This window comes from uncultured Duncaniella sp. (genome assembly GCF_910577345.1).
GTDB lineage: Bacteria > Bacteroidota > Bacteroidia > Bacteroidales > Muribaculaceae > Duncaniella.
In genome coordinates, this window is the sequence record NZ_CAJTMT010000027.1 from 12,502 (window position 1) to 38,014 (window position 25,513).

24 protein-coding genes are annotated in these 25,513 nt (G+C 51.3%); 6 read left to right on the forward strand and 18 right to left on the reverse strand.

Annotation, left to right across the window (positions count from 1 at the left end; translation table 11 throughout):
• Window positions 1-169 precede the first annotated feature (169 nt).
• Window positions 170-883: a hypothetical protein gene (locus tag QZ310_RS10825; RefSeq protein WP_297072673.1), complete on the reverse strand. Its 714-nt coding sequence runs from the start codon at window positions 881-883 to the stop codon at window positions 170-172.
• A gap of 47 nt (window positions 884-930) precedes the next feature.
• Here QZ310_RS10825 and QZ310_RS10830 point away from each other — a divergent pair, with 47 nt between their 5' ends.
• From QZ310_RS10830 to QZ310_RS10840, 3 genes are read left to right on the forward strand one after another with little or no spacing between them, the layout of a single operon-like run.
• Window positions 931-2,415, forward strand: coding sequence for an amino acid adenylation domain-containing protein (locus QZ310_RS10830; RefSeq protein ID WP_297072675.1), 1,485 nt, complete (start codon window positions 931-933; stop codon window positions 2,413-2,415).
• Window positions 2,412-2,903 carry a GNAT family N-acetyltransferase gene (locus QZ310_RS10835; protein WP_297072676.1) on the forward strand — a complete coding sequence of 164 codons (492 nt, stop codon included), beginning with the start codon at window positions 2,412-2,414 and terminating at the stop codon, window positions 2,901-2,903. The genes QZ310_RS10830 and QZ310_RS10835 overlap by 4 nt, the downstream gene beginning before the upstream one ends.
• Window positions 2,900-3,577 carry an alpha/beta hydrolase-fold protein gene (locus tag QZ310_RS10840; RefSeq protein ID WP_297072678.1) on the forward strand — a complete coding sequence of 226 codons (678 nt, stop codon included), beginning with the start codon at window positions 2,900-2,902 and terminating at the stop codon, window positions 3,575-3,577. The genes QZ310_RS10835 and QZ310_RS10840 overlap by 4 nt, the downstream gene beginning before the upstream one ends.
• Before the next feature lie 26 nt (window positions 3,578-3,603).
• Here QZ310_RS10840 and QZ310_RS10845 read toward each other — a convergent pair whose 3' ends face one another.
• The 6 genes from QZ310_RS10845 to QZ310_RS10870 form a co-directional block, all read right to left on the reverse strand.
• Window positions 3,604-4,650: an MBL fold metallo-hydrolase gene (locus QZ310_RS10845; protein WP_297072680.1), complete on the reverse strand. Its 1,047-nt coding sequence runs from the start codon at window positions 4,648-4,650 to the stop codon at window positions 3,604-3,606.
• A gap of 35 nt (window positions 4,651-4,685) precedes the next feature.
• Window positions 4,686-5,390 carry an SAM-dependent methyltransferase gene (locus QZ310_RS10850; protein ID WP_297072682.1) on the reverse strand — a complete coding sequence of 235 codons (705 nt, stop codon included), beginning with the start codon at window positions 5,388-5,390 and terminating at the stop codon, window positions 4,686-4,688.
• On the reverse strand, window positions 5,390-6,862 hold the full coding sequence (gene sufB / locus QZ310_RS10855) for a Fe-S cluster assembly protein SufB (protein ID WP_297072731.1): 1,473 nt from the start codon (window positions 6,860-6,862) through the stop codon (window positions 5,390-5,392). The genes QZ310_RS10850 and sufB overlap by 1 nt, the downstream gene beginning before the upstream one ends.
• 7 nt (window positions 6,863-6,869) lie before the next feature.
• Complete coding sequence (locus QZ310_RS10860; RefSeq protein WP_297072684.1) at window positions 6,870-7,463, reverse strand: CvpA family protein; 594 nt, start codon at window positions 7,461-7,463, stop codon at window positions 6,870-6,872.
• Window positions 7,464-7,595: 132 nt separating this feature from the next.
• Complete coding sequence (locus tag QZ310_RS10865; protein ID WP_297072686.1) at window positions 7,596-7,901, reverse strand: hypothetical protein; 306 nt, start codon at window positions 7,899-7,901, stop codon at window positions 7,596-7,598.
• Complete coding sequence (locus QZ310_RS10870; protein WP_297072688.1) at window positions 7,898-8,164, reverse strand: hypothetical protein; 267 nt, start codon at window positions 8,162-8,164, stop codon at window positions 7,898-7,900. Before QZ310_RS10870 ends, QZ310_RS10865 begins: the two co-directional genes overlap by 4 nt.
• A gap of 468 nt (window positions 8,165-8,632) precedes the next feature.
• Here QZ310_RS10870 and QZ310_RS10875 point away from each other — a divergent pair, with 468 nt between their 5' ends.
• Together QZ310_RS10875 and QZ310_RS10880 are read left to right on the forward strand one after the other, a co-directional pair.
• On the forward strand, window positions 8,633-12,310 hold the full coding sequence (locus QZ310_RS10875) for a hypothetical protein (RefSeq protein ID WP_297072690.1): 3,678 nt from the start codon (window positions 8,633-8,635) through the stop codon (window positions 12,308-12,310).
• A gap of 78 nt (window positions 12,311-12,388) precedes the next feature.
• Window positions 12,389-12,856 carry a hypothetical protein gene (locus QZ310_RS10880; protein WP_297072692.1) on the forward strand — a complete coding sequence of 156 codons (468 nt, stop codon included), beginning with the start codon at window positions 12,389-12,391 and terminating at the stop codon, window positions 12,854-12,856.
• Between the two features lie 299 nt (window positions 12,857-13,155).
• Here QZ310_RS10880 and QZ310_RS10885 read toward each other — a convergent pair whose 3' ends face one another.
• The 11 genes from QZ310_RS10885 to QZ310_RS10935 all read right to left on the reverse strand — a co-directional run bounded on the left by QZ310_RS10885 (window position 13,156) and on the right by QZ310_RS10935 (window position 24,096).
• Window positions 13,156-14,391 (reverse strand): S-adenosylmethionine:tRNA ribosyltransferase-isomerase, encoded by a 1,236-nt coding sequence (locus QZ310_RS10885; protein WP_297072694.1) that lies wholly within the window; start codon window positions 14,389-14,391, stop codon window positions 13,156-13,158.
• Window positions 14,388-15,038, reverse strand: coding sequence for a ribulose-phosphate 3-epimerase (gene rpe, locus QZ310_RS10890; protein ID WP_297072696.1), 651 nt, complete (start codon window positions 15,036-15,038; stop codon window positions 14,388-14,390). Before rpe ends, QZ310_RS10885 begins: the two co-directional genes overlap by 4 nt.
• A gap of 51 nt (window positions 15,039-15,089) precedes the next feature.
• Window positions 15,090-15,728 (reverse strand): DedA family protein, encoded by a 639-nt coding sequence (locus QZ310_RS10895; RefSeq protein WP_297072698.1) that lies wholly within the window; start codon window positions 15,726-15,728, stop codon window positions 15,090-15,092.
• Window positions 15,729-15,967: 239 nt separating this feature from the next.
• Complete coding sequence (locus tag QZ310_RS10900) at window positions 15,968-16,576, reverse strand: uracil-DNA glycosylase family protein (protein WP_297072700.1); 609 nt, start codon at window positions 16,574-16,576, stop codon at window positions 15,968-15,970.
• Between the two features lie 45 nt (window positions 16,577-16,621).
• Window positions 16,622-17,827: an FprA family A-type flavoprotein gene (locus QZ310_RS10905; RefSeq protein ID WP_297072702.1), complete on the reverse strand. Its 1,206-nt coding sequence runs from the start codon at window positions 17,825-17,827 to the stop codon at window positions 16,622-16,624.
• A gap of 165 nt (window positions 17,828-17,992) precedes the next feature.
• Window positions 17,993-18,559: an elongation factor P gene (efp, locus tag QZ310_RS10910; protein WP_297072704.1), complete on the reverse strand. Its 567-nt coding sequence runs from the start codon at window positions 18,557-18,559 to the stop codon at window positions 17,993-17,995.
• A gap of 64 nt (window positions 18,560-18,623) precedes the next feature.
• Window positions 18,624-19,196 (reverse strand): peptidylprolyl isomerase, encoded by a 573-nt coding sequence (locus tag QZ310_RS10915; protein WP_297072706.1) that lies wholly within the window; start codon window positions 19,194-19,196, stop codon window positions 18,624-18,626.
• Between the two features lie 53 nt (window positions 19,197-19,249).
• Window positions 19,250-20,023: a C4-type zinc ribbon domain-containing protein gene (locus QZ310_RS10920; RefSeq protein WP_297072708.1), complete on the reverse strand. Its 774-nt coding sequence runs from the start codon at window positions 20,021-20,023 to the stop codon at window positions 19,250-19,252.
• 32 nt (window positions 20,024-20,055) lie between these two features.
• Window positions 20,056-20,868, reverse strand: a complete 813-nt coding sequence (locus QZ310_RS10925; protein WP_297072710.1) for a Nif3-like dinuclear metal center hexameric protein — start codon at window positions 20,866-20,868, stop codon at window positions 20,056-20,058.
• A gap of 7 nt (window positions 20,869-20,875) precedes the next feature.
• Window positions 20,876-22,639, reverse strand: a complete 1,764-nt coding sequence (gene aspS, locus QZ310_RS10930) for an aspartate--tRNA ligase (protein ID WP_297072712.1) — start codon at window positions 22,637-22,639, stop codon at window positions 20,876-20,878.
• A 176-nt stretch (window positions 22,640-22,815) separates the two neighbouring features.
• Window positions 22,816-24,096 carry a DUF4143 domain-containing protein gene (locus QZ310_RS10935; RefSeq protein WP_297072714.1) on the reverse strand — a complete coding sequence of 427 codons (1,281 nt, stop codon included), beginning with the start codon at window positions 24,094-24,096 and terminating at the stop codon, window positions 22,816-22,818.
• A 640-nt stretch (window positions 24,097-24,736) separates the two neighbouring features.
• On the opposite strand from QZ310_RS10935, the gene QZ310_RS10940 reads away from it, so the two are divergent.
• Window positions 24,737-25,255: an RNA polymerase sigma-70 factor gene (locus QZ310_RS10940; RefSeq protein ID WP_297072716.1), complete on the forward strand. Its 519-nt coding sequence runs from the start codon at window positions 24,737-24,739 to the stop codon at window positions 25,253-25,255.
• Window positions 25,256-25,513: the final 258 nt, after the last annotated feature.

Here is a 25,513-nt window from a genome sequence, read left to right on the forward strand (position 1 = left end):
GTAGAGACATTGTGCAGGATGCTTTTTATATCTAAGTTCTATACTTATCAGATTAATTGTGAAATGGTTGGATGAAATTGTCTCATTAATTGGCCTAATTATCTTTCGGAATATGGTATAACATTATTGTAGCCGTTTGAGAATTAGATTAATTTAAGCAAGGTAAGGATTATTTTTTCTTTGACATGATTTCGTTCATCAGGCGGTCGTAGTGGGCGAGGATGGCGGGGTCCATTGTGTCGGTGACGAGATTGCGGGCGGTTTGGACGAGGGTACGGGCTGAGGCGGTACGGAGGTATTTTTCGTCAAGTCCCCAACGCCCGAGACGCCAACGGTCAAGCGCATCGGCATCCTTGAAAATGGCATAAAGTTTCTCCACCTTTCCGGCTCTGTCAGGGAAGTCCCTACGGATAGCTTCTATGCCCAATGTGTCGTCGAGGTCATGGTAACGCATCAGATAGACGGCTTCCGGATGAAAGACAATTCCGGCTTGCTGTCGAGACGGACAATCTGAGTCTTCTGAATTGGATGCACCCTTGCAGAACTCCGTATAATAGACGGCAGCACGTGCTCCATGCCCTGTGTCGAGATATTCATCATGGCGACGGGTGTCATGAAACACAGAGGCGTGTGCGAGGATTTCGAGGGCTTCGATGTCATCAATGCCCATTTCAGCGACTCCCATCCGCAGTGCATGAAGCAATACTCGTTCGCAATGATGAGCGGCATGGAGTGGGCTGTCAGGCATGTTGAAGCTGACATCATCATAGAGGAACCGTCCCCATTTCAGGAACAGATTTCTGACCTCGGCAGGGAGGGTGTCGTAATATCGGGCCGGAGTAATCATGAGGGTGTAGTAATCATTATGTGTGTTGATTTGCAAATATAAGAATAATTGAACAATCAACGGTCATAAAGGCTTATATATACATGATGGAAAACACTATTTACAACCGTTTCAAACAGATTGCAGCTTCCCAACCGGACGCTATAGCCATCGTGGAAAATGGCAGAAAGATAACATATTCACAACTCGACAGCCTTGCGGACGCCATCACGACACTCTTTCCGAAAAAACATGCCGGAAGGGTCGGAATAGTAATGAACCACGGCATAGAGATGATAGCCTCAATCCTCGCAGTCCTGAAATCCGGAGCCGCCTACGTCCCGGCCGAACCGTCGTTTCCCCCCGAACGCATAAAGTTCATGATGGAGGAGGCAGATGTCGACTTCATAATCGTCTCACCTGGTGTCAAACCGGAAACCGGAGCGACACCTCTACTTGAAATCGCACCCGGATTAAAAGCAGAAGGCAATCCGGATAATGCAACCGTCGCTGAAACCTCACCGGAGGATACAGCCTATATACTTTACACCTCCGGAACGACAGGAAAACCGAAAGGTGTTGTCATCAACAACCGCAACGTGTGCCATTACGCCGACGCCTTCGAACAGGAATTCCATACGGCTCCCGGCGACGTGATGCTGCAATATTCTGTGTGCTCGTTCGATATATTCGTGGAAGAGGTGTTCACCACACTTCTCAACGGAGCCACCCTCGCCATACCTCCGGAAAACACGAAGTCGAATCTTAATGAGCTCATGAAGTTTGTTGAAGCTCATGGTGTCACCATCATCAGCGGCTTCCCCTATCTGCTTCTCGACATGAACAAGCTCCCGGAAATTCCGAAATCACTGCGCCTGCTCATCAGCGGCGGGGATGTCCTGCGTGGAAGCTATATCGACCGTCTGCGCGAAACAGGGGTTGAAATCTACAACACCTACGGGCCATCCGAAACGACCGTGTGCGCGACTTACCAACGCTGTGACAATATCCCGCCGCTTGACGACGGAACCTTCCCTATCGGTCATGAGATAAAGGATGTGGAAATAATGATAATGAACAAGAAAATGAAACCGGTGAAGCCCGGTGAGCGCGGTGAAATCTGCATTCTCGGCGAAGGTGTAGGTGAAGGCTATCTCACGACTGTCCCGGAAAGCGCCAACTTCACAACCCTTCCCGACGGACGGAGAATCTACAGGAGCGGCGACCTCGGCTACCGTCTCCCCGACGGGTCGATAGGATTCCTTCACCGAAAGGATGACCAGGTGATGATTCTTGGCAAAAGAGTCGAGCGCGAGGAGGTCGAGAATGTCATAAATGCAATTGACGACGTCGAGAACGGCGTGGTAGAGGCCGACATTGATTCCCAGGGGCTGTCATATCTGGTTGCCTATATCGTGCCGAGTCATCTCCGCTTCTCGTTCCGTCAACTGACCGAGAAACTCAAACGTAAACTGACCCCATTCATGATTCCCGAATTTTTCATCCGGATGGAAACTTTACCACTAACTCCCAACGGAAAGGTCGACCGCAAAGCATTGCCAAAAGTATTCAAGGAGGGACAGCTATGATGCAACTATTCTTTGAACCACTCAGGGACATCGACCGTCTACTCGCATGGCGCATGGAGGTGATAGAGAGCGTTTTCGGTCTGTCGGCAAAGACTGACACCGAAACCCTCACCCAACTTTGCAGGGCGAACCGTGACTACTACAGATTCAACATCCGCCACGCAAGCCATTACGCATGTCTTGCCGTCACTGCCGAGGGTGAGGAGATAGGGTGCGGAGGATTGTGTTTCCACCACGAACTGCCTTCGCCCGACAATCCCAACGGAAAATGCGCATATATGATGAACATATATGTGCGTCCCGGTTATCGCCATCAAGGGGCAGGACACGCCATCGTCGACCATCTCCTCGAAAAGTGCAAGAGAAGGGGAATTAGCAAAATTTATCTTGAAGCCACGCCTCTCGGCCGGGAATTATATTCAAATCTGGGATTCACCGACATGGCAAACATGATGATATTCAATCCGCATAACAACACACAGAAATGAACAAGACATTTGAGACTGCAGGCTACCGCTGCCTCATCTCCACACCCGAAAAAGGAGTGAAAGCTCCATCGCAAACCGTCTATCTTCTATGGCCGATGCCGGTGACAGCGGAAACGTCCGCACGCCTTGCCGAACACTATGCGTGTGGGATAGCGTTCATCACCGGTATCGACTGGGATAACGACCTCACACCGTGGCGTGCTCCCGGGGTATTTCAGCGTGACGCTCCATTTGAAGGTAAAGCACAGGAATTTCTCGACAATCTGACCCGCGTCATCGTCCCCGCAATAGATAAGGCGATGAACCTCACCCCTGAGTTCCGCACACTTGCAGGAATATCACTCTCGGGACTGTTCGCAACGTGGCAATGGATTGAATCGCCCTTCTTCAACAATGTCATCTCCATTTCCGGCTCATTCTGGTATGACGGTTTCACGACATGGCTGCGCTCGGCCCCCATCCCGCCACGCGGAGGCAAAATCTACCTTTCACTCGGTGATGAAGAGGAGGACACAACGGTTGCCCGCTTCCAACCGGTGAAACGTTGCACGGATGAAGTCGCCGACATTCTCCGCCGGGCAGGAATCGATGTGGTCTATAAGATGACAAAAGGAAATCACTATGCCCCGCCTGTCCCCCGGTTGATGGCCGCGCTCGATTCAATTATCGGATAGACGGATGCAGTGACAGGACACACTCCCTACGGCTCCAAAGGATAAAGGAGCGAGGCATCGAAGCGAGGAAGCGCGACGAGATGCAGCTGTGAGGGTGGTGCGTCAGGTTCGTTGAGGCAATCGAAACCGGAGCCAAGATTCTTCACGCCTACAGTTGCCAGTGCGGTTGCGACAGCACCGAGGGCTTTCTGAGGCGTGTTGTTGTCATGCGACAGATGGCAGAGGAACACGTTGCGAAGACGTGGCGTGTAGATGTCGGCGAGAAATTGCGCAGTGACGCGGTTGTCGAGATGTCCGTTGGCCGCCTCGATTCTTGCCTTAAGATACTCCGGATAGCGCCCCTCGCGGAGCATCTGGAGGTCATAGTTGGCCTCGATGACGATGTGGGTTGCACGGCGCATATAGTAGTCGACGCGCTCGCTGATACAACCGAGGTCGGTGGCCACTGCGAAATTCACATCGCCGTGGGTGATGAAATAGCCAGCGTTGTCGGCTCCGTCGTGCATCACGTCGAAGGCCGTAATCTCAAAATTGCCTATTTTGAAGGGGAATTCCTTGTAGATGGGCGCATGGTAGTCCTTGATGCGGCGCGACACATTGTGGCGGCGTAGTATGCCGTTGAGGGTCTTCGGGGTGCAGTAGACACGCAGATGGCGGTAGCGACGCAGAAGTCCGTAGACATCGCGGATGTGGTCGCCATGATCGTGGGTGAGACAGATACCCTTCACCCTCTCCATCGAAACACCGTTGCGACGCAGTCCGTCGACGACTTTCGCAACCTCCACTCCGGCATCAATCAGGAAACCACCCTCGCGGTCGCCGACGTAGGAGCAGTTGCCTGAACTGCCACTGCCGAAACTCATGAAAAACACCTTGTCGGCGACATTCATCGGCGGCAATTCGTCGATGGTGTCGCTGTTGACTGTCTCACGGTTCATCTGACGTGCGATTTCTTCCATTTTCTTTTCGGGTATGATACGGAAATCGCTTCCGGCCTCAGTATTGAAGTCGTCAAGACCGTCAAAGAGGCCGGGCATACGTCGTCCCGATGATATTTTGCGTGATTTTGCCAAGGAGTAGATAGTTGTGGGTTGTTAGTTTTGAGTTGTCAGTAGTTCAGCAGGAAGATTGTAGGGATTTTGTCGTAGTCATATTTGCACCGCGCCCATTTGGAGAGCGGGAGGGTCAGGATGGTCTGCTGCGGGCCGGTGATGTCGGAGGCCACACAGAGTTTCAGCCCGGGAGGCAGTGTCGATGCAAGCTCGGCTATCAGCTTATTGTTGCGGTAGGGTGTCTCGATGAATATCTGCGTCTGATTCTCACGGCGAATGCGCTGCTCGAGTTCGCGCAGACGTGCGGTGCGCGCCTTGGCCTCGTGGGGAAGATAGCCGATGAAGGCGAAGCTCTGTCCGTTGAAGCCCGAACCCATCAGCGAGAGCAGGATGCTCGACGGCCCGACGAGCGGAACGACCTCATAGCCCTTCTCCTGGGCGATTGCAACGAGGTCGGCACCGGGGTCTGCGATGGCCGGACATCCGGCTTCGGAAATCACCCCGACAGGGTGGCCTTCGGCAAGCGGCGAGAGCATGGCTGGAATCTCTTCGGGCCGGGTATGCTCGTCGAGGACGGTAAATGTCAATGAGTCGATGTCGATATTCCGGTCACAGCGTTTGAGAAAACGGCGCACTGTGCGGACATTCTCGACCACGAAATGCTTCACTCCGCGTATGATTTCGAGATTCCCGTCGGGAATCACGTCGGTCACCGGAGCGTCGCTCATGGTCGACGGTATGAGATAGAGCGCGGCTTTCATTATCCTACGGAGCCTTCAAGTGTGATCTGCAGGAGGTTCTGTGCCTCGACGGCAAACTCCATCGGGAGCTTGTTCATGACCTCCTTTGCATAGCCGTTGACAATCAGAGCGATGGCCTCTTCGGTTGGGATACCGCGCTGATTGCAATAGAAGAGCTGGTCCTCGGAAATCTTCGATGTCGTGGCCTCATGCTCGACAATGGCGGTGTCGTTGAGCACGTCAATGTAGGGGAAGGTGTGGGCGCCGCACTTGTCGCCCATCAGGAGCGAGTCACACTGGGTGTAGTTGCGGCATCCTGTGGCATCCTTGGCCACCTTGACGAGTCCTCGGTAGGAGTTCTGCGAATGTCCGGCGGAGATACCCTTGGAGACGATTGTCGACGAGGAGTTCTTGCCGATATGTATCATCTTTGTGCCGGTGTCGGCCTGCTGATAGTTCTTGGTCACGGCTACGGAGTAGAATTCTCCGCGCGAGTAGTCACCCTTCAACACACATGAGGGGTATTTCCAAGTGATGGCCGAACCGGTCTCCACCTGTGTCCACGAGAGCTTCGAGTGGTCGCCACGGCAAAGGCCGCGCTTTGTCACGAAGTTGTAGATACCGCCGCGCCCCTGGGCATCGCCGGCATACCAGTTCTGGACGGTGGAATATTTGACCTCCGCACGGTCCTCGACCACGATTTCCACGATTGCGGCGTGAAGCTGATTCTCATCGCGCATCGGGGCGGTGCAGCCTTCGAGATAGCTGACGTAGGCATCATCGTCGGCCACGATAAGCGTGCGCTCGAACTGGCCTGTGCCTGAGGCGTTGATGCGGAAGTAGGTCGAGAGTTCCATCGGGCAGCGGACTCCCTTGGGGATATAGACAAACGAACCGTCGGAGAACACGGCCGAGTTGAGCGCCGCGAAGAAGTTGTCGCGGTAGCTCACCACTGAGCCGAGATATTTCTTCACGAGGTCGGGATAGTCCTTGACGGCTTCCGAGATGGAGCAGAAGATGATGCCCTTCTCGGCGAGCTTCTCGCGGTGGGTGGTCTTCACGCTGACGGAGTCCATCACCGCGTCGACAGCCATTCCGGCAAGAGCTTTCTGCTCCTGCAAGGGTATGCCGAGGCGGTTGAATGTATCGAGAAGCTGCGGGTCCACCTCGTCGAGGCTTTCGGGTCCCTTGGCCTTAGCGCGGGGCTCGGCGTAATAGCTGATGGCCTGATAGTCGATGGGCGGAATGTTGAGATGCGCCCAGTCGGGCATCTTCAAAGTCTCCCAGTAGCGGAAAGCCTTCAGACGGAATTCGAGCAGCCATTCCGGCTCCCCTTTTTTGGCTGAGATGAGACGCACCACCTCCTCGTTGAGCCCGACGGGGATGATGTCGGTGTCGATGTCGGAGGTGAAGCCGTATTTATATTCATCGGAGGTCGCGCTCTTGATGAGCTGATCGCTGTCCTTGGGATTGTTTTTCTCTTTTGTTTCCATTATTTCTTCATTCATGAATAGAACGGGAGACTGTCTTGCTTTTGTCTGTTTCGACAGGGGTCGCCTCTTCATTTCCCGAGGCATTTTCGGTGTCCTTTTCCACGGGATGGATGGTGTCGAGGACCCACGGTGCGAATCCAATCGTCCACTCGACCGCCTTCCCTCCTGCCAGTCGCGAGTCGGCTATCAGATGGGTGTTGGGGAAGCAGACAATGTAGAGGTTGAGCAGGAGGCTCACCACAAGTCCGTATTTCGCAACCGAGAAGGCCGCGCCCGCGATATGGTCGAGGGGAGCGAGGAGCACGATGTGGCTCACCGTATGGAGCAGCTTGGCCACAAGTATCACGGCATAGTAGGCCACGAGATATATCACTCCGTTTGCCAGAATCGACACCGCATAGTGCGATATTGACGACCCGGCCTGCCAGTCGGGATGATTGTCAAAGAAAATCTGTTCGACCGTCCCGCCAAACATGCGGCAGGCGATGATGGCTATCACGATAGCCGCTACCGAACCGAGCTGCGTGATGATTCCCTTGCGGAAACCAAGCCACGCCGAAACAATAAAGATCAGGAGTAAAATTATGTCTATGGCTGCCATGAAGTTTCTATTGCCCCTCCCCTATGGAAAAGGATATTCGATGCAAAATTAACAAATTATTCCCTAACTCAGTTGAAAAGAGAGGATAAATTAACGGGTGTGTGGCAAAATTCACAGCATCCCACACCCCAATTATTCCGCATCACTTTTCCGCAAGGATGTCTCCATCGCCTTGTCGTAGGCCTGTCCGCGCGACGTCAGATAACGGAAAAACACGACATCGTCGACCACCTCTATATGGAAGGTGAAAAAAGCCCTGCGGCTGCCCTCTCGGATGCGATAGACATGCCTGAATCCTGTCAGCTTCCTGCAATCGGTAATCTCTCCCAATGTCTTGGCCCGACCGACTTCATCAAGCATTGCCAGAGCCGACCGAAGCTCCTTCCCGTTGAGACGTTCAAGACTTCTGGCAAAATCTTTTGAAAGCCTGTAGTTCATCCTCGACCGGCTTTTTCGCGCAAGCGTCTGAGAAGCGCATCCTGCTCTGTCTCGGAAATCATCACCGAACCCTCCGGCCGTGTCTCAAGCAGATAGGAATAGATTGTCTCGTCATCCGTTTTTTCGGTCGCCTCAATCACCATTGTCTCGATAAGGCGTTTGACACTCGTCCCCATCATTGCAGCCTGGACGGCAAGCCGACGGCAGATATCGTTTGGAAGTTCTATCAGTTTCTTGGTCTTCTCTGACCCGTTTAATGCCACAGTATTCATACTCGGATATAATTTATAATGCAAATATAACATATATATATGATATAACAAAACTCCCGCCGCCTCCTCCCCGGCTTAGGCTTCGCGCTCCGGTGGAGTGCTATTTTTTCATAAAATATAATATGTGGTAAAAAAAAATCACTTTTCCGCAGGGGGATTTAAGGTTTATCCCAAGGTCTGCAATCGGCTTAAGTTGCAACATCAGCGACACTTATGTGTCATTAGCGCAACATCCATTTTAAACAAAAACCATGAATTAACTCTAACTTTGTCACAAGTTTAAACAAACCAGAATCAATCTTGCCTATGCATAAAGCCATACACATCACAAAAAGCTAATCATCAGGAGAATACGCATAGGAGTATCCTCCTTCTCACCTCGCCTTCCGTCCTTCTCCCGGAAGGCATAACCTTAAACGAGAACAAAATTAAACTTTTCTAACTAATTTAATTAAATTTATGAAGAAAAAATTTGTAAAAGTTGCTCTTCTGTCGGTGCTGACTTGCGGTCTTCCCGCAACATTCACCTCCTGCGACGACGACGGCTGGAAAGACCGCACCAACGTCCTCGACGAGGAGATGGCTGAAAAGGGCGAGCTCATCGACAAACTGAGCGATCAAATCAACACCCTTAATACCCAGATTGCACAGTACAAGGCTGAGGGTGAAGCTGCTCAGAAGGCTGCCGACGCAGCTATGGCAGCTGCAAAAGATGCCGATGCTGCCGCTCAGCTTGCTGCTCAGGCTGCTGCTGAAGCAAAACAGCAGGCTGCTGAGGCTCTTAAAGCTAACTATGAGGCTCTTAAGGCTCTCATCGATGCAAACGCTAGCGAAATCGCTGCAAATACTGGTAAAATCAACGACAATGCCGGTACAATCGCTAAGATTCTTGAATCCCTCAAGGGCTATACAACTAATGATCAGCTCTCAGATGTGGTTAAGGACATCAACGATAAGCTTGAGGCTGCCGGTGTGAAGTCTGACGCGGCATTTGATGAACTTAATGGAACCGTTGCCGGTATCAATGCTGCCATTGCCGTTCTTAATGGACAGGCCGAAGCGCTTGGTCTGGATATTACCAATCTTAAGAACGCTACTGAGAAGCAGCTCGGCACTCTTGAAGAAAATCTTCTCGCAGGCGATAAGCTTCTTCAGGATCAGATTGATGCTGTCAAGAATGAACTTAAAAATCTTGAAATAGCATCAAACCTTGAGCAGTTTACCAAATTCATTGCTGAAACTGAAACTCAGCTTGATGCCCTTAAAAAATATGACGAGGAGCTGAATAGCAAGCTGTCTTCAGCTGACAATGCCATCAAAGAGAATCAGGCTAAGATTGCTGCTCTCACCACCGAACTCCAGAGTGCGGCTGCACAAGCTGCTGCAAACGCAGAGTTAATCACAAAGCAGGCTGCACTTATTAAGGCTAACGGCGATGCCATCGACGAGCTTAACAACAACGTTATCCCCGCTCTCTCAGGCCACATCGGTGCTATCGATGCACAGCTCTTCACTATGAGCGAAGAGATGGATCGTCTTGCTAACAGCGTTAACGCCATCACTCCTCAGCTCGTAACATTCGTGCTTGATCAGCTTCGTGGTCTCGTATTCATCCCCAACACATTCGTTGGTGGTATCGAGAGTGCTCTCTCGTACAATATGGTCTATAATCCTCTTGTTACCAATCCTTCAACTCCTGCAACCTTTGATTACAATAATTTCAAGGTTAGCGGTCAGAAGAACTGGTTGCGTACTGCGTCTAAGGATACTGACAATTTCCATCCTATTACAGAGATTTCTTACCACATGAACCCGACCAGTGCTAAGGTTGAGTTCAAGGATCTTAAGATTGTCTCCAACGATGCTGAAATCATCTCACGTGCATCTTCTGCAAACATTGCACTTGATGGTTCTTACAACGACAACAAGGGTCTCAGCATTGCTGACGGTGTCCTCACTGTAGCTATCAACGGTGATGCTCCCCTCTACAATGCTTCCAATAAGAAGATGCCTGTATTCGCTCTTCAGGCTAACGTCTACACTGAGAACAAGGAGGATGGCAAGACTGAAGTGACCACCGTTACTTCTGACTATGCTATGTTCGCTCAGATGGACATCACCCCCGGTGCTATTGTAATCAACCCCCAGACTTTCCTTGAGGAATATGGCGCAGCTCAGGCCCGTGGCAACAAGGAAGTTTACACTGAGATGAAGAATGTTCTTGACAACGTTCAGACTGTGAATGTTGCATGGAACGGTACTGCCGATCTTCTCAAGATTATGAACATCACCTATACTGACAACCAGCGTGGTCAGGAAGGCGTATGGCTCTCTCCCGAGGAGTGGGGCAAGTTCAACCTTAAGATGAACTTCTCTCTCATCGACTACACTATCGGCGCAAGCACCGTATCTGAAAGCTCTTGGGCTTCTATCGATCCCGAGACCGGTGTCATCACTCCTTGTGTAAACGGCGATGCTTCCAAGCAGTCTACCGACGAACTCGGTCACATGCCTCTCGTTTATATCACTGTAACCGAAGGTGACAACGTAGTTCTCCAGGGCTTCATCCGCATCAAGATTACACCTACCGTTGACGACTATAAGACTGATGTTCTTACTTACAATAACATCGACTTCGGTTGTGGTACTGCAAGTGGAGCTGAAACAAATGAAAACATCCTCAATATGATGCTTTCTGTAACCGGTCTTAGCGAAGATGTATTTGTGGCACACTACACTCCCGTTCTCGTATCGACTGGTGATGATGTAATGACTCAGTTCCAGAATATTGAGGGAACATGGTCTGATACAGAAGGTCTTGGTGATGTTCGCTTCCATGGTCTGAGCGCTAATGGCAAGCATGAATATCATTTCGATTGGTACCTTGATACTGAGGCCCAGCAGAAGGCTTACGAAGCAGCAAACCATGTTGGCACTACCTATGTATGCTTCGAAAGTGATGATGCTGACGTTTATCCCTACGTTTATCTGCCCATGCAGGTAGCCGTTAACGCTAAGCCCGTTGCAAATGTAGAGGCTAAGATGGAAGCTCGCTGGTTCCGCAACCTCACCACTGCACTCCTTAATATCCAGCAGCCTACCAACGGTTATCAGCCTACGACAATTGTGACTGACCTCAATCTTCTCTGGCAAGGTTCTAAGCCCACTTTCAAGCAGATTTCAGGTAAGCCCGAAATCAAGGCTGAAACATACGCTACTCAGAACGGTCTCGCCGGTGGTTATCGTTACTATTTCCCCGACGTTCAGAAGGACGTTGACGGTATTAAGTTCACTGTAACCAATAAGACTAACCCCTGCCTCGTTGGTAACCATAAGGAATCTAATGCCAATATGAGTAACCACGCACTCATGGTTGTTGAAAACGGAGCATTCGTAAGCAACGGTGAATATAGCAATGATGCCATCTATGCGAATGGTAAACTTCTCGCTACTCTTGATCAGGCTACTGGTATTGTAACTCTCGCTGAGACTCCCGAGGCTCAGGAGCTTCTCAACAAGTATGCTTCTGACGGCAATGGTCTTGACCGTACAAATGCTAAGCTTCAGGTTCAGGTAGGCGTAGTTGCTTACAACGAATGTGGCATTGCCCTCGAACTCAACGAAAACTCTGTAATTCCCGCAACTTTCCTCCGTCCTATCAATATTGTCAATACTCAGAAGACCATTGACTTTACTGATGCTATTGCAAATGGTTCGAAGTGGGATGTATATGATCTTCTTGACTTCTCTGACTGGCGCAGTGTAAACTTTAGCGGTCAGGAATGGCTCTTCGCTTACTACAACGTGAAGGGTGTGAAGGTTAACCTTGATAAGATGGAGACCAATGCTGGTACTATCAATAGCGCTCCTGATAAGTTTGTTGTTGACCCGAGCGTCATTGCTGCCTTCAGCATAGAACCCGATCCCGAGGGAACCATCACTTATCCTGACTACCTGATTAATTCAAGCAGCAGCAGTGATGTGGCCAATCTCGTAAAGAAGGGCTTTGGTAAGATTGTTTACGATAATACCAAGCTCAATGTCAAGGAATTCAAGGTTCGCATTCCGATTACTATCCAGTATGGTCTTGGCGAATTTGATGTAATTGTTCCCTGTACTGTAAAGGCTACTTTATAATATAGCAGATCCAAATTGATAACACTAATAAAGGGGGTGGCAAAAGCCACTCCCTTTTTATAGATTTATTATCCGATTATGAAAAAGATATTTCTTTATGCCATTGCAGTCATCCTCTTCGCAGGGGTGTTCAATGCATGTACATCAAAGAGCTCCAAGACAGAGGAGGAGCAGGGCTACAGAGTTTCCGCAGCCGACTCATCGGCTATGGTCAATGAGGTAGCCGAAATCCTCACCCTCATGCAGAACGACGACTACGCAGCAGCAATCGACCGTCTCTACACATTCAACCCGACCGACAGCACCCTCACCCCTCTCGACGAGCAGGGCCGCACGGATCTGCAATTCCGCGCTCAGGTGTTTCCGGTGAAATCATTCAAGCTCTATTCAACCGGCTTCGACAACGAGTGGACCAATACCGTCACATTCGACGTAGCATTCGGCGAGGCAGATGCCGAGGGCAATGCCCCCATGACAAAGATGGGATTCAACATCATCAGCAAGGACGGCAAATTCTATCCCACCATCCTCGACAAACACATGTAGAGAAAATCTATATTTAGTTGGGCATTAGCTCCAGATTGAATAAATTATAAAACACAATGTGTGACTCAATAGAAAGTCTGATTGAGTCACACATTTCGTTTTATGATTGTAATTTTGTGGGATTTGTATTATCGCACTGTTTGGGCTGGTTCAGGTATTAATTTTGTTGAAAAAAATACTTGAAAAACGGAATGTTATGGATAATACAAATTTGAAATTGAGGAAATTAAGCTTGAAATTGAGAGATTTGGACTTGAGACTGAGGGAATTATGTCAGACCTGGGTAAATGAGATTTTTGCTACAGGAAGAGACATGCGTCGCCGTATGAGAGGAAGCGGTAGGCGGGATTTGAGAGTGCGTAGTCGTAGATTGTGCGCCACTCCGGGTTTGCCGGATTGCTTTGTAGGAAGGCTGATACGAGCAGGAGGAGTGTCGAGCGTGGCTGATGGAAGTTGGTCACCATTCCCTTGACTACACGGTACTTATATCCGGGTGCTATCATGAGGCGCGTGGAGGCCACAAACGTGTCCTCGCCTGTCGCGTCGAGATGGCGCAGGATTGCCTGCATTGATTCGCCGACGGAGAGTTGCGGATGTGATTCCTCGTAGGGGTACCATTGTGGTAGTACGTCGGCCGGTAGTCCGCATGAAAGGCGGCAACCGAGGTGGTAGAGGCTTTCGAGTGTACGCACGGAGGTTGTGCCGACGGCAATGATGCGACGGTCAGTCGAGGCGAGCTCTTCGATGAGTTTGCGTCCGACGGCGATGAATTCGCTGTGCATGTCATGCTCGCCGATGGAGTCTGATTTGACCGGCTGGAATGTACCGGCCCCGACGTGGAGGGTAAGCTCGCGGCGGGGAATGTCGCGGCGGTCGATGGCTTCGAGTACTTCCGGGGTAAAGTGAAGACCTGCGGTCGGGGCTGCCACCGAACCGTCGATATGGGAGAAGACGGTCTGATAGTCGCTTGAATCGCTTTCCTCCGTGTTGCGGTTGAGGTAGGGAGGAATGGGGATTTCACCTACGGCTGAGATGATGCGGGAGAAGGTGATGGCCTGATTGTCCCATGAAAATTCCACAACCGATGTGTTGCCTTCGCGGGCGATTCGGGTTGCAGTCAGTGTGAGGTTTTCTCCGTCGATTGTCAGAGGCATACGCAGCGGTTCGCTCTTCCATCGCTTGGAGTTGCCGACAAAGCAGGTCCAGGAACAGGAGTGGGTCGAGGCGAAATTGCAGGCATAGTCTGCCGGATTGACGGGTTCGAGGCAGAAAATCTCTATCAGTGCGCCGTCGGATGCCTCGCCTTTGCGGAAACGCAGACGGGCGTTGATGACACGGGTATTGTTGTAGACGAGCATCGCGTCCTCCGGCAAGAGTGCCGGAAGTTCATTGAAGATGCGGGTGTCGACGTTGCCGTCGGCATCTTTTACAAGCAGCAGACAGCGGTCACGTTCGGCAAGCGGATGCTTTGCGATGCGTTCGTCTGGGAGAGGATAGTCGAAGTTTTCTATGCGTATATCGCGGATGTCCATCATGCAAGGTCAATAAGGTCAGCAATAGCCTTGTGGGGGTCGGGTGCTCCGAAGACATAGCTTCCGGCCACAAGGATGTCTGCTCCGGCTTCAATGAGTGCGGGAGCGGTTGATAGATTCACACCTCCGTCAATTTCAATTACGGCTTCCGAGCCGCTTTCGGCAATCAACGCGCGGAGTTGTCTCACTTTCCTGAGGGTGTTGGTGATGAAGCTCTGGCCTCCGAAACCGGGATTCACACTCATGAGAAGCACCATATCGAGTTCGCGAATGATGTCCTGCAACATCATGACCGGAGTTGCGGGATTGAGGGTGACTGCCGCACGCATCCCGGCATCCTTTATGGTGTGGATGACGCGGTCGAGATGGGTGCAGGCTTCCCAGTGGACATTCATGATAGCAGCCCCCGCATCGCGCACAAGACCGACGTAGCGTCCCGGATCCATGACCATCATGTGGACATCAAGCGGCTTTTCGGCAATGGTGCTGATAGCCTTGATGACGGGAAATCCGATGGTTATGTTGGGGACAAACATTCCGTCCATGACATCGATGTGAATCATCGACGCACGGCTGGTATTGACCATTGTGACGGCCTCGCCAAGTCGGGCGAAGTCGGCGGAAAGGAGGGAGGGTGCTACTTGTATCATGGTTGTTGATATTTGTCTTTGGAGGTTTGGTTTTAGAGTGGCCCCGATAACTTATGCTACGGGACTTTTGGGGCGAGGTTTGAAAGCATTCCAGAGAATTATGCCCACGCAGATGACACCGATTGCGATGCCGATGTAGGTCAGATAGTCGTTGTATTCCTCAACTTTTGCGTAGAGCTGGTCCTGGGGAACCATTTTACCGAGCCAGTAGCCTAAGGCTCCGAGGACGATATTCCATGTCAAGGCTCCGAGACCGGTGAAGATGACGAATTTACCGACATTCATTCTCGCAAGTCCTGCAGGGATGGAAATCAACTGGCGTACAGCCGGAATCAGACGGCCTACAAAGGTGGAGATGGCTCCGTGTTTGTCAAAATACTCTTCAGCGTGCTTGACTTTGGCCTCGTCAATCAGGCAGGCGTGGCCTATGCGGCTGTTGGCGAATTTATAGACGATCGGACGGCCGATCCACACCGAGAGATAGTAGTTTATCAATGCTCCGATGATTGCTCCGACAGTGGCAAGTCCGACAACTGCATAGATGTCGACATCACCTTTGGTGCAGGCAAGATAGGCTGCGGGAGGTACGATTACTTCCGACGGGAAGGGGATGAATGAACTTTCAATAATCATGAAGCCAAGCACGAGCAGATAGACTGTCATAGGGTCGGCGACTAAAAATTTTGCCATGATTCCGGCGGGATCGAAGATTGCCAGAAGAGGTAGTAAATCAAACATTTTTTCTATAGTTAAGAGAATGTTTATGATGTGAAAAAGGTGCCTTGTAGTGGCAACGTTATAATGCCTTGGACACATCAATTGTTCAAGGTGCAAAATTACATATTTAATAAGTAAAAACAAAACCGCTTCCCGAGGAATGGTCCTCCCGGGAAGCGGTTTTATATCCGTAGGGTTGAGTTGGATAATTTCTAAGGGTTTGCAATTAGGCCGGCTTTGATGAAGAGTTGGCGATAGGCCTCCGCCTTCTTCTCTACGGCAAGCGGATAGGCGCGTGATGTGGATGGCATCCGTGTCATGTCGAGCAGACGGCCGTCGGCCGGCCAGACGACCTCTACCCATTCGCCGATTTTGGGTAATGGAGAGGCTGTGATTTCCGCTATGACGCTTGCTGCCTTCTCGCCGGTCGTGGCGATTACATGGCAGTCGGGCATTTTTTCCAGAAGGGCCCCCAGATTCACCGGCTCGACGATTTCCAGAAACTTGTCCGATGCATTGTCCTTGAGCCGCCGGATGGCAGCCCCGGTGTCGTGCAGGGCTATTCCCTTTTCTTCAAGAAAATTCCTGATGAGCGCCTCGTCAAAAGTCCCGTCGGGCAGACGGAAATGGTCCACATCGTTGTAGAATATGATTCCCATCACCTTCCAGAAATCATTGGTTTTGTTGGGGTAATAGAACTCCATTGACCATCTTATCGGCTTCGGCGGAAAGGTGCCCATGATGAGGACCTTTGCATTGGAAGGAATGAATGGCGGGAACGGGTGACGTTCGAGCGGGAGGTTTGAGAAATCCGGTGTCATCGGGTGGAATTTTGTTTTGTATATGATGTCGGTCGGTCAACCTGCTTATCCTTCGGCTGTAGTCAGCTTCCGTGCAAGGGCTGTAGCGGCTTCGCGGCACTGTTCAAGCTGCTCGGACGTGGGGGCCTGTTTGATGAGTACAGGTTCGGTCACGCAGACGGCCTTGAGGGATTCGAGATAGCCCGACATTACTTTAACAGCCTGCTGCGCCCATGTGCATGAGCCGACCATCATTATTTCACGGTTTTTAACACCGCGCATGACGATTGCCTCCATCACGTTGCGGATTGGCGGGAAAAGAGAGTCGGAATATGTCGGGGATGCTATGATGAGACCTCGGTGACGGAAAATGTCGGAGATGATATAGCTAAGGTCGGTCATCGAGGCATTATGGATGGAAATATCGCGGATTCCTGCTTCGGCAAGAGCTTCGGCTGCGGTTTCAGCCATTGTCTCGGTGTTGCCATACATTGAACCGTAGACGATGGTCACACCGTTGTAAAGCGGCTCATAGCGGCTGAGCTTGTCATAGAGATCCACTACCTCTTTGATGCGGCTGCGCCACACAGGTCCGTGGGTCGGACAGACGGTCTTGATTGTCACACCCTCAAACTTCTTGATTGCGCGCTGGACAAACTGGCCATACTTACCGACAATATTGCTGTAGTAGCGGAGCATTTCGGGGAAATAGTGGTCGGTGTTCATATCGGTATCAAGGACGGCTCCGTTGAGGGCTCCGAAACATCCGAAGGCATCACCGGCAAAAAGAGTAGCCTCCTCTTCGATGTAGGTCATCATTGTCTCCGGCCAATGAACCATGGGGGTGAGGTTGAAACGGAGAGTTGTGTCTTCGCCGAGCGAAAGTGTATCACCGTCCTTGACGGTCAGCATGTTTGTATCCACACCGTAGAAACCCTTTATCATGGCGATGGTCTGGGCATTGCCGACGATTGTCATGTCGGGGTAAGCGGCACGGAGCATACGGATGGCACCTGAATGGTCCGGCTCCATGTGGTTGATTATCAGATAATCCGGCTTGCGTCCTCCCGAAAGGTTATCGATATGTTCAATCTGACGCAATGCGTAGTCAGCCTCGACGCCGTCGACAATTGCGCTTTTCTCGCTTCCGGTTATCAGATATGAATTATAGCTGACTCCGTAGGGAATCGGCCACAGGGCTTCAAAAATATGTTTTGTGCGGTCATTGACGCCTATATAGTGGACACGGTCTGAAATTCTTGTTACTTTCATAGCCTTTGAGCATTACAGGAAATTACTACTGACTGGTTTTTTATCGGATACAGTTGTTTTCTAAGCGAAAACAATAGGCTGCGGACATCGTCTGCCCGCAGCCTTTATTGCTTTTGAATGGTTGAATTGTCGTTGTGGATAAGTCAGCCCTCGTGTGCGGGATGATTATTCCTTGATGCGTTCAACGTATGAACCGTCGCGGGTATCGACACGGACCTTGTCACCGATGTTGCAGAAGAGGGGCACACGAATCTCAGCGCCGGTCTCGAGAGTGGCGGGCTTGAGGGTGTTGGTTGCGGTGTCGCCCTTGATGCCGGGTTCGGTGTAGGTGATTTCGAGAACCACGCTGGTAGGCATCTCGCAAGTGAGGATGGTATCGGAAGCGGCGTGAACCATTGCTTCGCAGATGTCACCTTCCTTGAGGAACTGTACGCCGTCGATGCTTTCGCCGGGGAGGGCTACCTGCTCGAAAGTTTCGGTGTGCATGAAGTTGTAGCCCATGTCATCCTTGTAGAGATACTGGTAGGGGCGACGCTCGATGCGGACCTCATTTACTTTCACACCTGAGTTCCAGGTTTTGTCGAGCACACGGCCGGTCTTTACATTTTTAAGTTTTGTACGCACGAAAGCGGGGCCTTTGCCGGGCTTTACATGGAGGAATTCAACGATAAAGAAGTAGTTGCCGTCGATGTCGAGGCACATACCGTTTTTAAAGTCTGCAGTTGTTGCCATGGATTGGTAATGGTGTTGTGTGATTGTTTAAGCGTTAAAGGGGGATGTGGAGGTTCGGGGGGAATCAGTTTCCGCAGCCGTCGCAACCGCAGGAGCCTTCGCTGCCGCAGCCTTCACCGTCGCCGCAGCCACCACCGCAACATCCACCGCCGCATGAGGGATGGAGTTCTTCGGGTGTCGCGTCGCGGACAGTGACAACCTTGCCTTTGAAACGGAGATCCTTGCCCACGAGAGGATGGTTGAAGTCCATGACCACATGGTCAGGACCGACCTCGACCACTTTGCCGGTGATACGGAATCCGTCGCCGGTCATCATGGGGATGTAGGCACCGGGCTTCACTGCCTCGGCATCGAATTTGCCGTCGACCATGAAGATGCTCTTGTCGAGCTTGGCCACATCATCGGGGTTATAGGGGAAGCCCTCACCGGCAGCGACGGGGACATCGAATTTCTGTCCTGCCTCAAGACCTTCGAGCGCGCGCTCGAGAGGAAGGATGAGACCCTTGGTCACACCGAAGATGAAACGTTCGGGTTCTTCGTCAACCACGTTGTGGACGAGGCTTTCAGTCCCGTCGGGAGCGACCTCATAGAGGTCATAGCTTATTTCGACATATTTGCCGGGGAGAATCTTTTCCATAATCTTTAATTAAATTGTAGTTTAGTCGTTGGTAACTGTCAGAAAGAGTATCTTTAAGCCTCACCTTCAGTTACACCGGCCAGTTCGGGATCAATCATGATGCGTCCGCAGTATTCGCAGACAATGATTTTCTTGTGCATCTTGATTTCCATCTGTTTCTGCGGGGGAATGCGGTTGAAGCAGCCGCCGCAGGCGTTGCGCTGGATGTAGACCACGCCGAGACCGTTGCGGGCATTCTTGCGGATGCGCTTGAACGCTGTGAGTGTGCGGGCATCGATCTTCGGCTCGATTTCCTTGGCGTTGAGGCGAAGACGCTCTTCGTCTTTCTTGGTCTCGGAAACGATTTCTTCGAGCTGATGACGCTTGTCGACGAGGATGTGGTTGCGGTCAGCGAGAGTCTCTTCGGCAGCGTTGATGTCGGCTGTCTTGTTCTCGATCTCGCGGGCATACTGGTTGATGCGCTTCTCGGAGAGCTGGATTTCGAGAGTCTGATACTCAATCTCTTTAGATAACAAATCAAACTCGCGATTGTTGCGCACGTTGTCAAGCTGCTGCTTGTAGGTGGCAATCTGCGACTGTGCCTGCTCGATGTTGTTTTTCTCCTTGGCTGATTTCACGCGGAGGTCCTCGATTTCAGCACGGAATTTGTCGATGCGGGTGTGGAGACCCTCAATGTGGTCTTCGAGGTCACGCACTTCCTCGGGAAGCTCACCGCGGATGGTCTTGATGCGGTCGATTTCGGAGAGGATGGTCTGGAGCTCGTAGAGAGCGCGAAGGCGCTGCTCCACTGACAGTGACTGTTCGGATTTATTTTGCTCTATCGCCATATATGTTATAGTAGAATTTTTATAATTCTTCGTCAGACGTAGCGCACCGGGTTCTGCTCGGCGCGCGATTGCCGGACTGCAAAGGTAGGAAATTTTTCTGAAATTATGGCCGAAAAAATTGACTTAGTGCAGATTTCGCTCTCAAAGTGGCCTGTGTCCACCATCAGAATCTTCTTTCCGAAGTCGACGAAGTCGTGATAGCGGGTGTCGGATGTGATGTAGGCATCGGCTCCGCGGGCAATGGCCGTACCGATGAACTCTCCTCCGGAGCCACTGCACAGCGCCACGCGGCTCACCTTCTCCATCCCTTCCGGGCCTTCCGAACGGCGCACCACCGAGGCTCCGTAGACCTCCTTGACGCGACGGATGAAGTCGGCGACGGGGATTGGTTCGGGATAGTGGCCGATTACTCCGAGACCTGTCTCCGGACTGCCGGGCTGCGGGTCGAGGACGCTCATGTCGGCCAGTCCGAGCATCGAGCCGAGACGGTGGGAGACTCCGCGGCTTGCCGAGTCGAGGGCGGTGTGGGAAGAGTAGACCGCAATTCCCCCGGTAATAGCAGAAATCACCGAACGCTCCACTTGGGAAGCGCCGGTGATATGCTTGAGACCTTTGAAAATAAGGGGATGGTGGGAGATGATGAGGTTGCAGCCTTCAGCCGAGGCTTCGGCCACTACTTCGGGAGTGACATCGAGGCAGAGCATCACCCCTGTGCAGGGTGCATCGGGGGTGAGCGGACAGAGCTGCCAGCCGGTGTTGTCCCACTTCTCCTGGAGGCCGGGAGAGGCGAAGTCTTCAATGCAGCCGACAATGTCGGCAAGCGTCACGGGTTGCTTCGCGCTCATGGGTCAATTATTTCTTTTCGTCCTTGAGGTCAAGACGGATGCAGAGCTCGTCGAGCTGTGAATCGTCGATTGCCGCGGGTGCGTCAATCATCATGTCTCGGCCGGAGTTGTTCTTGGGGAAGGCAATCACGTCGCGGATTGAGTCGAGGCCGGCGAGGATGCTGACGAAGCGGTCGAAACCGAATGCGAGACCTCCGTGAGGGGGTGCGCCATACTTGAAGGCATTCATGAGGAAGCCGAACTTGTATTGTGCGTCCTCTTCGCTCAGGCCGAGCAGACGGAACATCTTGTCTTGAAGTTCGGCTTCATGGATACGGATTGAACCGCCACCGAGCTCGTTGCCGTTGACAACCATGTCGTAGGCAGTTGCGCGTACTGCGCCGGTGTCGCTGTCGAGCAAGTGGATGTCGTCGGGGTTGGGCGAGGTGAAGGGATGGTGCATGGCGTAGTAGCGCTGTGTTTCCTCGTCCCATTCGAAGAGGGGGAAGTCGATGACCCAGAGGCAGGAGAACTTCTGCGGGTCGCGAAGACCGAGGCGTGAGCCCATTTCGAGACGGAGTTCGCAGAGCTGCTTGCGGGTCTTCATTGTCTGACCTGCAAGGATGAGGATGAGGTCGCCGGGTTTGGCACCGCAGCGTTCAACCCAAGTGCGGAGGTCGTCCTCGCTGTAGAATTTGGAAACGGACGATTTGATTGAGCCGTCGGCTTCGACCTTGACCCACATCATGCCCTTGGCACCTACCTGCGGACGCTTCACGAAGTCGGTGAGCTGGTCGAGCTGCTTGCGGGTGTAGTCAGCGCAGCCGGGGGCTACGATGGCACCGACATATTCGGCATCGTCAAGCACTGCGAAGCCCTTGCCGCCGGTGAGGTCCTTGATTTCGACAAATTCCATGCCGAAGCGGGTATCGGGTTTGTCGGAACCGTAGAGGCGCATGGCGTCGGCCCATGTCATGCGGGGGAAAGGCTCGGTGAAGTCGATGTCCTTGACATATTTGAAGATGTGTTTCACGAGACCTTCGAACATGTTGAGCACGTCTTCCTGATTGACGAACGACATTTCGCAGTCAATCTGGGTGAATTCGGGCTGACGGTCGGCGCGGAGGTCTTCGTCGCGGAAACATTTCACAATCTGGAAATAACGGTCGAAACCGCTGACCATGAGGAGCTGCTTGAAGGTCTGGGGCGACTGGGGAAGAGCGTAGAACTCACCGGGATTCATGCGCGAGGGGACAACGAAGTCGCGCGCACCTTCGGGGGTCGACTTGATGAGGACCGGAGTCTCCACTTCGAGGAAGCCCTTCGAGTCGAGGTAACGGCGGATTTCGAAGGCCATGCGGTGGCGCAGTTCGAGGTTGGCGCGCACACAGTTGCGGCGCAGGTCGAGGTAGCGGTACTTCATGCGGAGGTCATCGCCGCCGTCGGTCTCGTCTTCGATGGTGAACGGGGGCACATCGCTGCGGTTGAGCACCTTCAGCTCAGTGGCGATGATTTCAATGTCACCGGTAGGAAGATTGGGATTCTTGCTTGTGCGCTCAGCGACCTTGCCTGTCACCTGAACCACGAATTCACGTCCGAGGTGATTGGCTGCCTCACAGAGTGCGGCGTCATTCTCGATGTTAAACACCACCTGAGTAATACCGTAGCGGTCACGCACGTCTACAAAGGTCATACCACCCATCTTGCGGGCGCGCTGCACCCAGCCGGCGAGGGTCACTTCCTGACCCGCATCGCTGAGTCGGAGTTCGCCGCATGTTTTCGTTCTATACATAGCAGAACTGTAATATTATGTAGTTTCTAATTACGGATTGATTGGGCTTGAATCTTGTCGGTCGGTAGCGGCCACAGACCGCAACTCCCCTTCAATCTGCAAAATTACAAAGAATCAGATAGAAAATCAAAAAAATAATTGATTAGGGGTTCTGTCAGATAAAAGATAGAGCCTGATTATGCCCCAAGGGTTGTTATCGGGACAACGAGAACACCGTCTTTACGGCGATAAGCGAAGGAACCGGCGGCTGTGAGGACCATAAGGAACGAAGGTTCTTTCATCCGTTCAACGTTTATCTTGGAGGATAGGGCTTTCAGACTTTCCGCTCCGGCTTCAATAAGCGCCTCGCCGCCAAGTTTGATTTCTATAAGTCCGTAGTTGCCGTTTGGGAGATGGACAACGGCATCGCATTCCAGGCCATTTTTGTCTCTGTAATGATACACTTCTCCGCCGAGAGGCTGGGAGTAGACTCTGAGATCGCGCACACATAATGTTTCAAACAGCAAGCCGAATGCCTTAAGGTCATTCATCAGGTCACCGGGGCCAAGTCCCATGGCCGCAGTAGCTATGGACGGGTCAACGAAATATCGGGTATCGGCGGTGCGTATGGCTGTTTTTGATTTCAGATTTGGATTCCATGCAGGCATATCCTCAATGACAAACATTGAGCGCAGGACATCAAGGTAGTTTCTGACAGTCTTGTCCTCCATGACGTTCGGGTCCCCTCCATTCATATCCTCGACAATCTGTCGTATGGAGGTCTGCGTGCCTTGAAACCGGGCGTATGAACGCATGAGACGTTTTGCACGTTCCACGCTCCTGTCCACTCCGTCGACTTCACGAATATCGACATTGACAACGGCACTGTAATAGTCTTTCGCAGGATCCAAGGCAACGTCATCAGGAAGAGTGACCGCTATTGGCCATCCTCCACGGCATACCAGATAGGCTATCTGCTCTAATCCGACATTGGTTTCGCTTCCGATTCCGGCAGCCGGATTTTCAAACAAAGCTTTTAGGCTTACTTCTCCGCTTGAATCCCCCGATTCGAAAAGCGACATCGGTCGCATCCTTAACCATGAAAATCGTCCTGTGCCGGAATGGCTTATTTTGGAGCGGTCCACGGGTTTAGCTGAGCCGGTGAGAATGAATTGCCCCCTTTCCCTGCGGTGGTCGACGGTATGGCGCACGGCATCCCAGAGCATAGGCGCAAGCTGCCATTCGTCAATGAGGCGTGGCGTGGCTCCGTCAAGTATTAATTCGGGATTTTCTTCGGCAAACAGGAGATATTGAGCTTTACGTCTTGGGTCAGAGAGGAAGATGGCGCTGTTGGAATGATGTTCGGCAGTTGTCGATTTTCCACACCATTTAGCTCCTTCTACAAGCACAGCACCGACACTTTTCAAGCGTCGGGACAGCTCTGAATCTACTATGCGGGGACGATAAGCTTCTTTCATGATTAAATTATATTTTCCACAAAATTAGTGAATTAAAATGTAATTACCAAATTTGGCCGAGTTTCATTACCCAATTTAGTTGAGTTTCATTACCCAATTTGGCTGAGTTCCGTTACCCAATTTGGCCGAGTTTCATTACCCAATTTGGCCGGTTTTAATTACCCAATTTGGCTGAGGTTCGTTACCCAATTTGGCTGAGTTTTATTACCCAATTTGGTTGAGTTTCGTATGGATGGTGGAAGGGATTTGTTCGGATTGGTGGATTTGGGCGATGTATTGGTGCTTAATCATGACTAATTGCTGCTTTTTGGATGTCTATTAGTGGATGTTTATTGGCGGGTTGATAATTAATGGCTAATTTTGCAGTTGAAATCCCAATAGTCAAATTTATGGTTCAATCCGAAAATCCGGTTCATGTAAGATGAAAAGAGATACAAAAGAACAGAATAAACAAAAGTAACAGAAGTATAATTTGCTGAAATTAATCTTTTTGTATCTTCTGAGCTTCTGTCATTCTGTACCCTTTTCAGATGTTGACGATTTAAGGCATCGTAATTACGGCTTGTACCAAATTTATTCTGTTTTCAGTCAATATACTTTTTTTCAATCAATATCTTCTTTTTCAATATCCTTTCAATCAATGGCACTGACACTTCAACGCACGGATGTGGATGAGATATTCCGACGGTATTACCGTCCGCTGTGTCTCTATGCCTTGCATTATCTCCGGAGTCCGGAGAATGCTGAGGATGTGGTGCAGGATTGTCTTGCCGATTTCCTTGAAGGTATGGGAGTGGGGCGCGAGGTGGCGGATGTCAAGGCTTATCTCTATATGATGGTGCGCAACCGCTGTATCGATGCGCTGAAACGCGACAGCCGGATAGACCACGAACATACCGCTGATGAGTTTGAGGAAAGTATTGCGGAGGAGGACTATGAGGAGGCGTCGGTCATTGAGGCGCGGATGTGGACAGCCATAGATTCGCTGCCGGAAAAGTGTCGCGAGGTGTTTCTGATGAGCAAACGCGACGGTTTGAAGTATGAGGAGATTGCTGAAGAGTTGGATATTTCAGTGAATACGGTCAAGAATCAGGTGAGCAAGGCGTTGAAGACCTTGAAGGGTGCTTGCCATAAGGTCTATATGTTCTTCTTTGGGTAAATGGATAATTCCCCGTCACGGGCATTGAAGATGTCCGATAATAACGTGTGTTTTCGGATGATTCGAATAATTGTTGATGGGAGTTGTGGGAATGGAAAATTCTGGACATTATTTGGTTTGTTATTTGAAATGGGTTAAATATAAAATGATTGGTTTGTTTATGCGGGGGTGATATTATCGGACATCTTCGATGCCCATTTTGGTGGATTTACACGTGACCCCACACCTTCGCGCGCCGCAATTTCGCCCTGCGGGCTT

Bases quoted from the DNA above. Each gene is read 5' to 3' on its own strand.
- QZ310_RS10830 (WP_297072675.1), top strand. From the start codon at position 931: ATGATGGAAAACACTATTTACAACCGTTTCAAACAGATTGCAGCTTCC.
- QZ310_RS10835 (WP_297072676.1), top strand. From the start codon at position 2,412: ATGATGCAACTATTCTTTGAACCACTCAGGGACATCGACCGTCTACTC.
- QZ310_RS10840 (WP_297072678.1), top strand. From the start codon at position 2,900: ATGAACAAGACATTTGAGACTGCAGGCTACCGCTGCCTCATCTCCACA.
- QZ310_RS10850 (WP_297072682.1), bottom strand. From the start codon at position 5,390: ATGAAAGCCGCGCTCTATCTCATACCGTCGACCATGAGCGACGCTCCG.
- sufB (WP_297072731.1), bottom strand. From the start codon at position 6,862: ATGGAAACAAAAGAGAAAAACAATCCCAAGGACAGCGATCAGCTCATC.
- QZ310_RS10860 (WP_297072684.1), bottom strand. From the start codon at position 7,463: ATGGCAGCCATAGACATAATTTTACTCCTGATCTTTATTGTTTCGGCG.
- QZ310_RS10865 (WP_297072686.1), bottom strand. From the start codon at position 7,901: ATGAACTACAGGCTTTCAAAAGATTTTGCCAGAAGTCTTGAACGTCTC.
- QZ310_RS10875 (WP_297072690.1), top strand. From the start codon at position 8,633: ATGAAGAAAAAATTTGTAAAAGTTGCTCTTCTGTCGGTGCTGACTTGC.
- QZ310_RS10880 (WP_297072692.1), top strand. From the start codon at position 12,389: ATGAAAAAGATATTTCTTTATGCCATTGCAGTCATCCTCTTCGCAGGG.
- QZ310_RS10885 (WP_297072694.1), bottom strand. From the start codon at position 14,391: ATGATGGACATCCGCGATATACGCATAGAAAACTTCGACTATCCTCTC.
- rpe (WP_297072696.1), bottom strand. From the start codon at position 15,038: ATGATACAAGTAGCACCCTCCCTCCTTTCCGCCGACTTCGCCCGACTT.
- QZ310_RS10895 (WP_297072698.1), bottom strand. From the start codon at position 15,728: ATGGCAAAATTTTTAGTCGCCGACCCTATGACAGTCTATCTGCTCGTG.
- QZ310_RS10900 (WP_297072700.1), bottom strand. From the start codon at position 16,576: ATGACACCGGATTTCTCAAACCTCCCGCTCGAACGTCACCCGTTCCCG.
- QZ310_RS10905 (WP_297072702.1), bottom strand. From the start codon at position 17,827: ATGAAAGTAACAAGAATTTCAGACCGTGTCCACTATATAGGCGTCAAT.
- efp (WP_297072704.1), bottom strand. From the start codon at position 18,559: ATGGCAACAACTGCAGACTTTAAAAACGGTATGTGCCTCGACATCGAC.
- QZ310_RS10915 (WP_297072706.1), bottom strand. From the start codon at position 19,196: ATGGAAAAGATTCTCCCCGGCAAATATGTCGAAATAAGCTATGACCTC.
- QZ310_RS10920 (WP_297072708.1), bottom strand. From the start codon at position 20,023: ATGGCGATAGAGCAAAATAAATCCGAACAGTCACTGTCAGTGGAGCAG.
- QZ310_RS10925 (WP_297072710.1), bottom strand. From the start codon at position 20,868: ATGAGCGCGAAGCAACCCGTGACGCTTGCCGACATTGTCGGCTGCATT.
- aspS (WP_297072712.1), bottom strand. From the start codon at position 22,639: ATGTATAGAACGAAAACATGCGGCGAACTCCGACTCAGCGATGCGGGT.
- QZ310_RS10935 (WP_297072714.1), bottom strand. From the start codon at position 24,096: ATGAAAGAAGCTTATCGTCCCCGCATAGTAGATTCAGAGCTGTCCCGA.
- QZ310_RS10940 (WP_297072716.1), top strand. From the start codon at position 24,737: ATGGCACTGACACTTCAACGCACGGATGTGGATGAGATATTCCGACGG.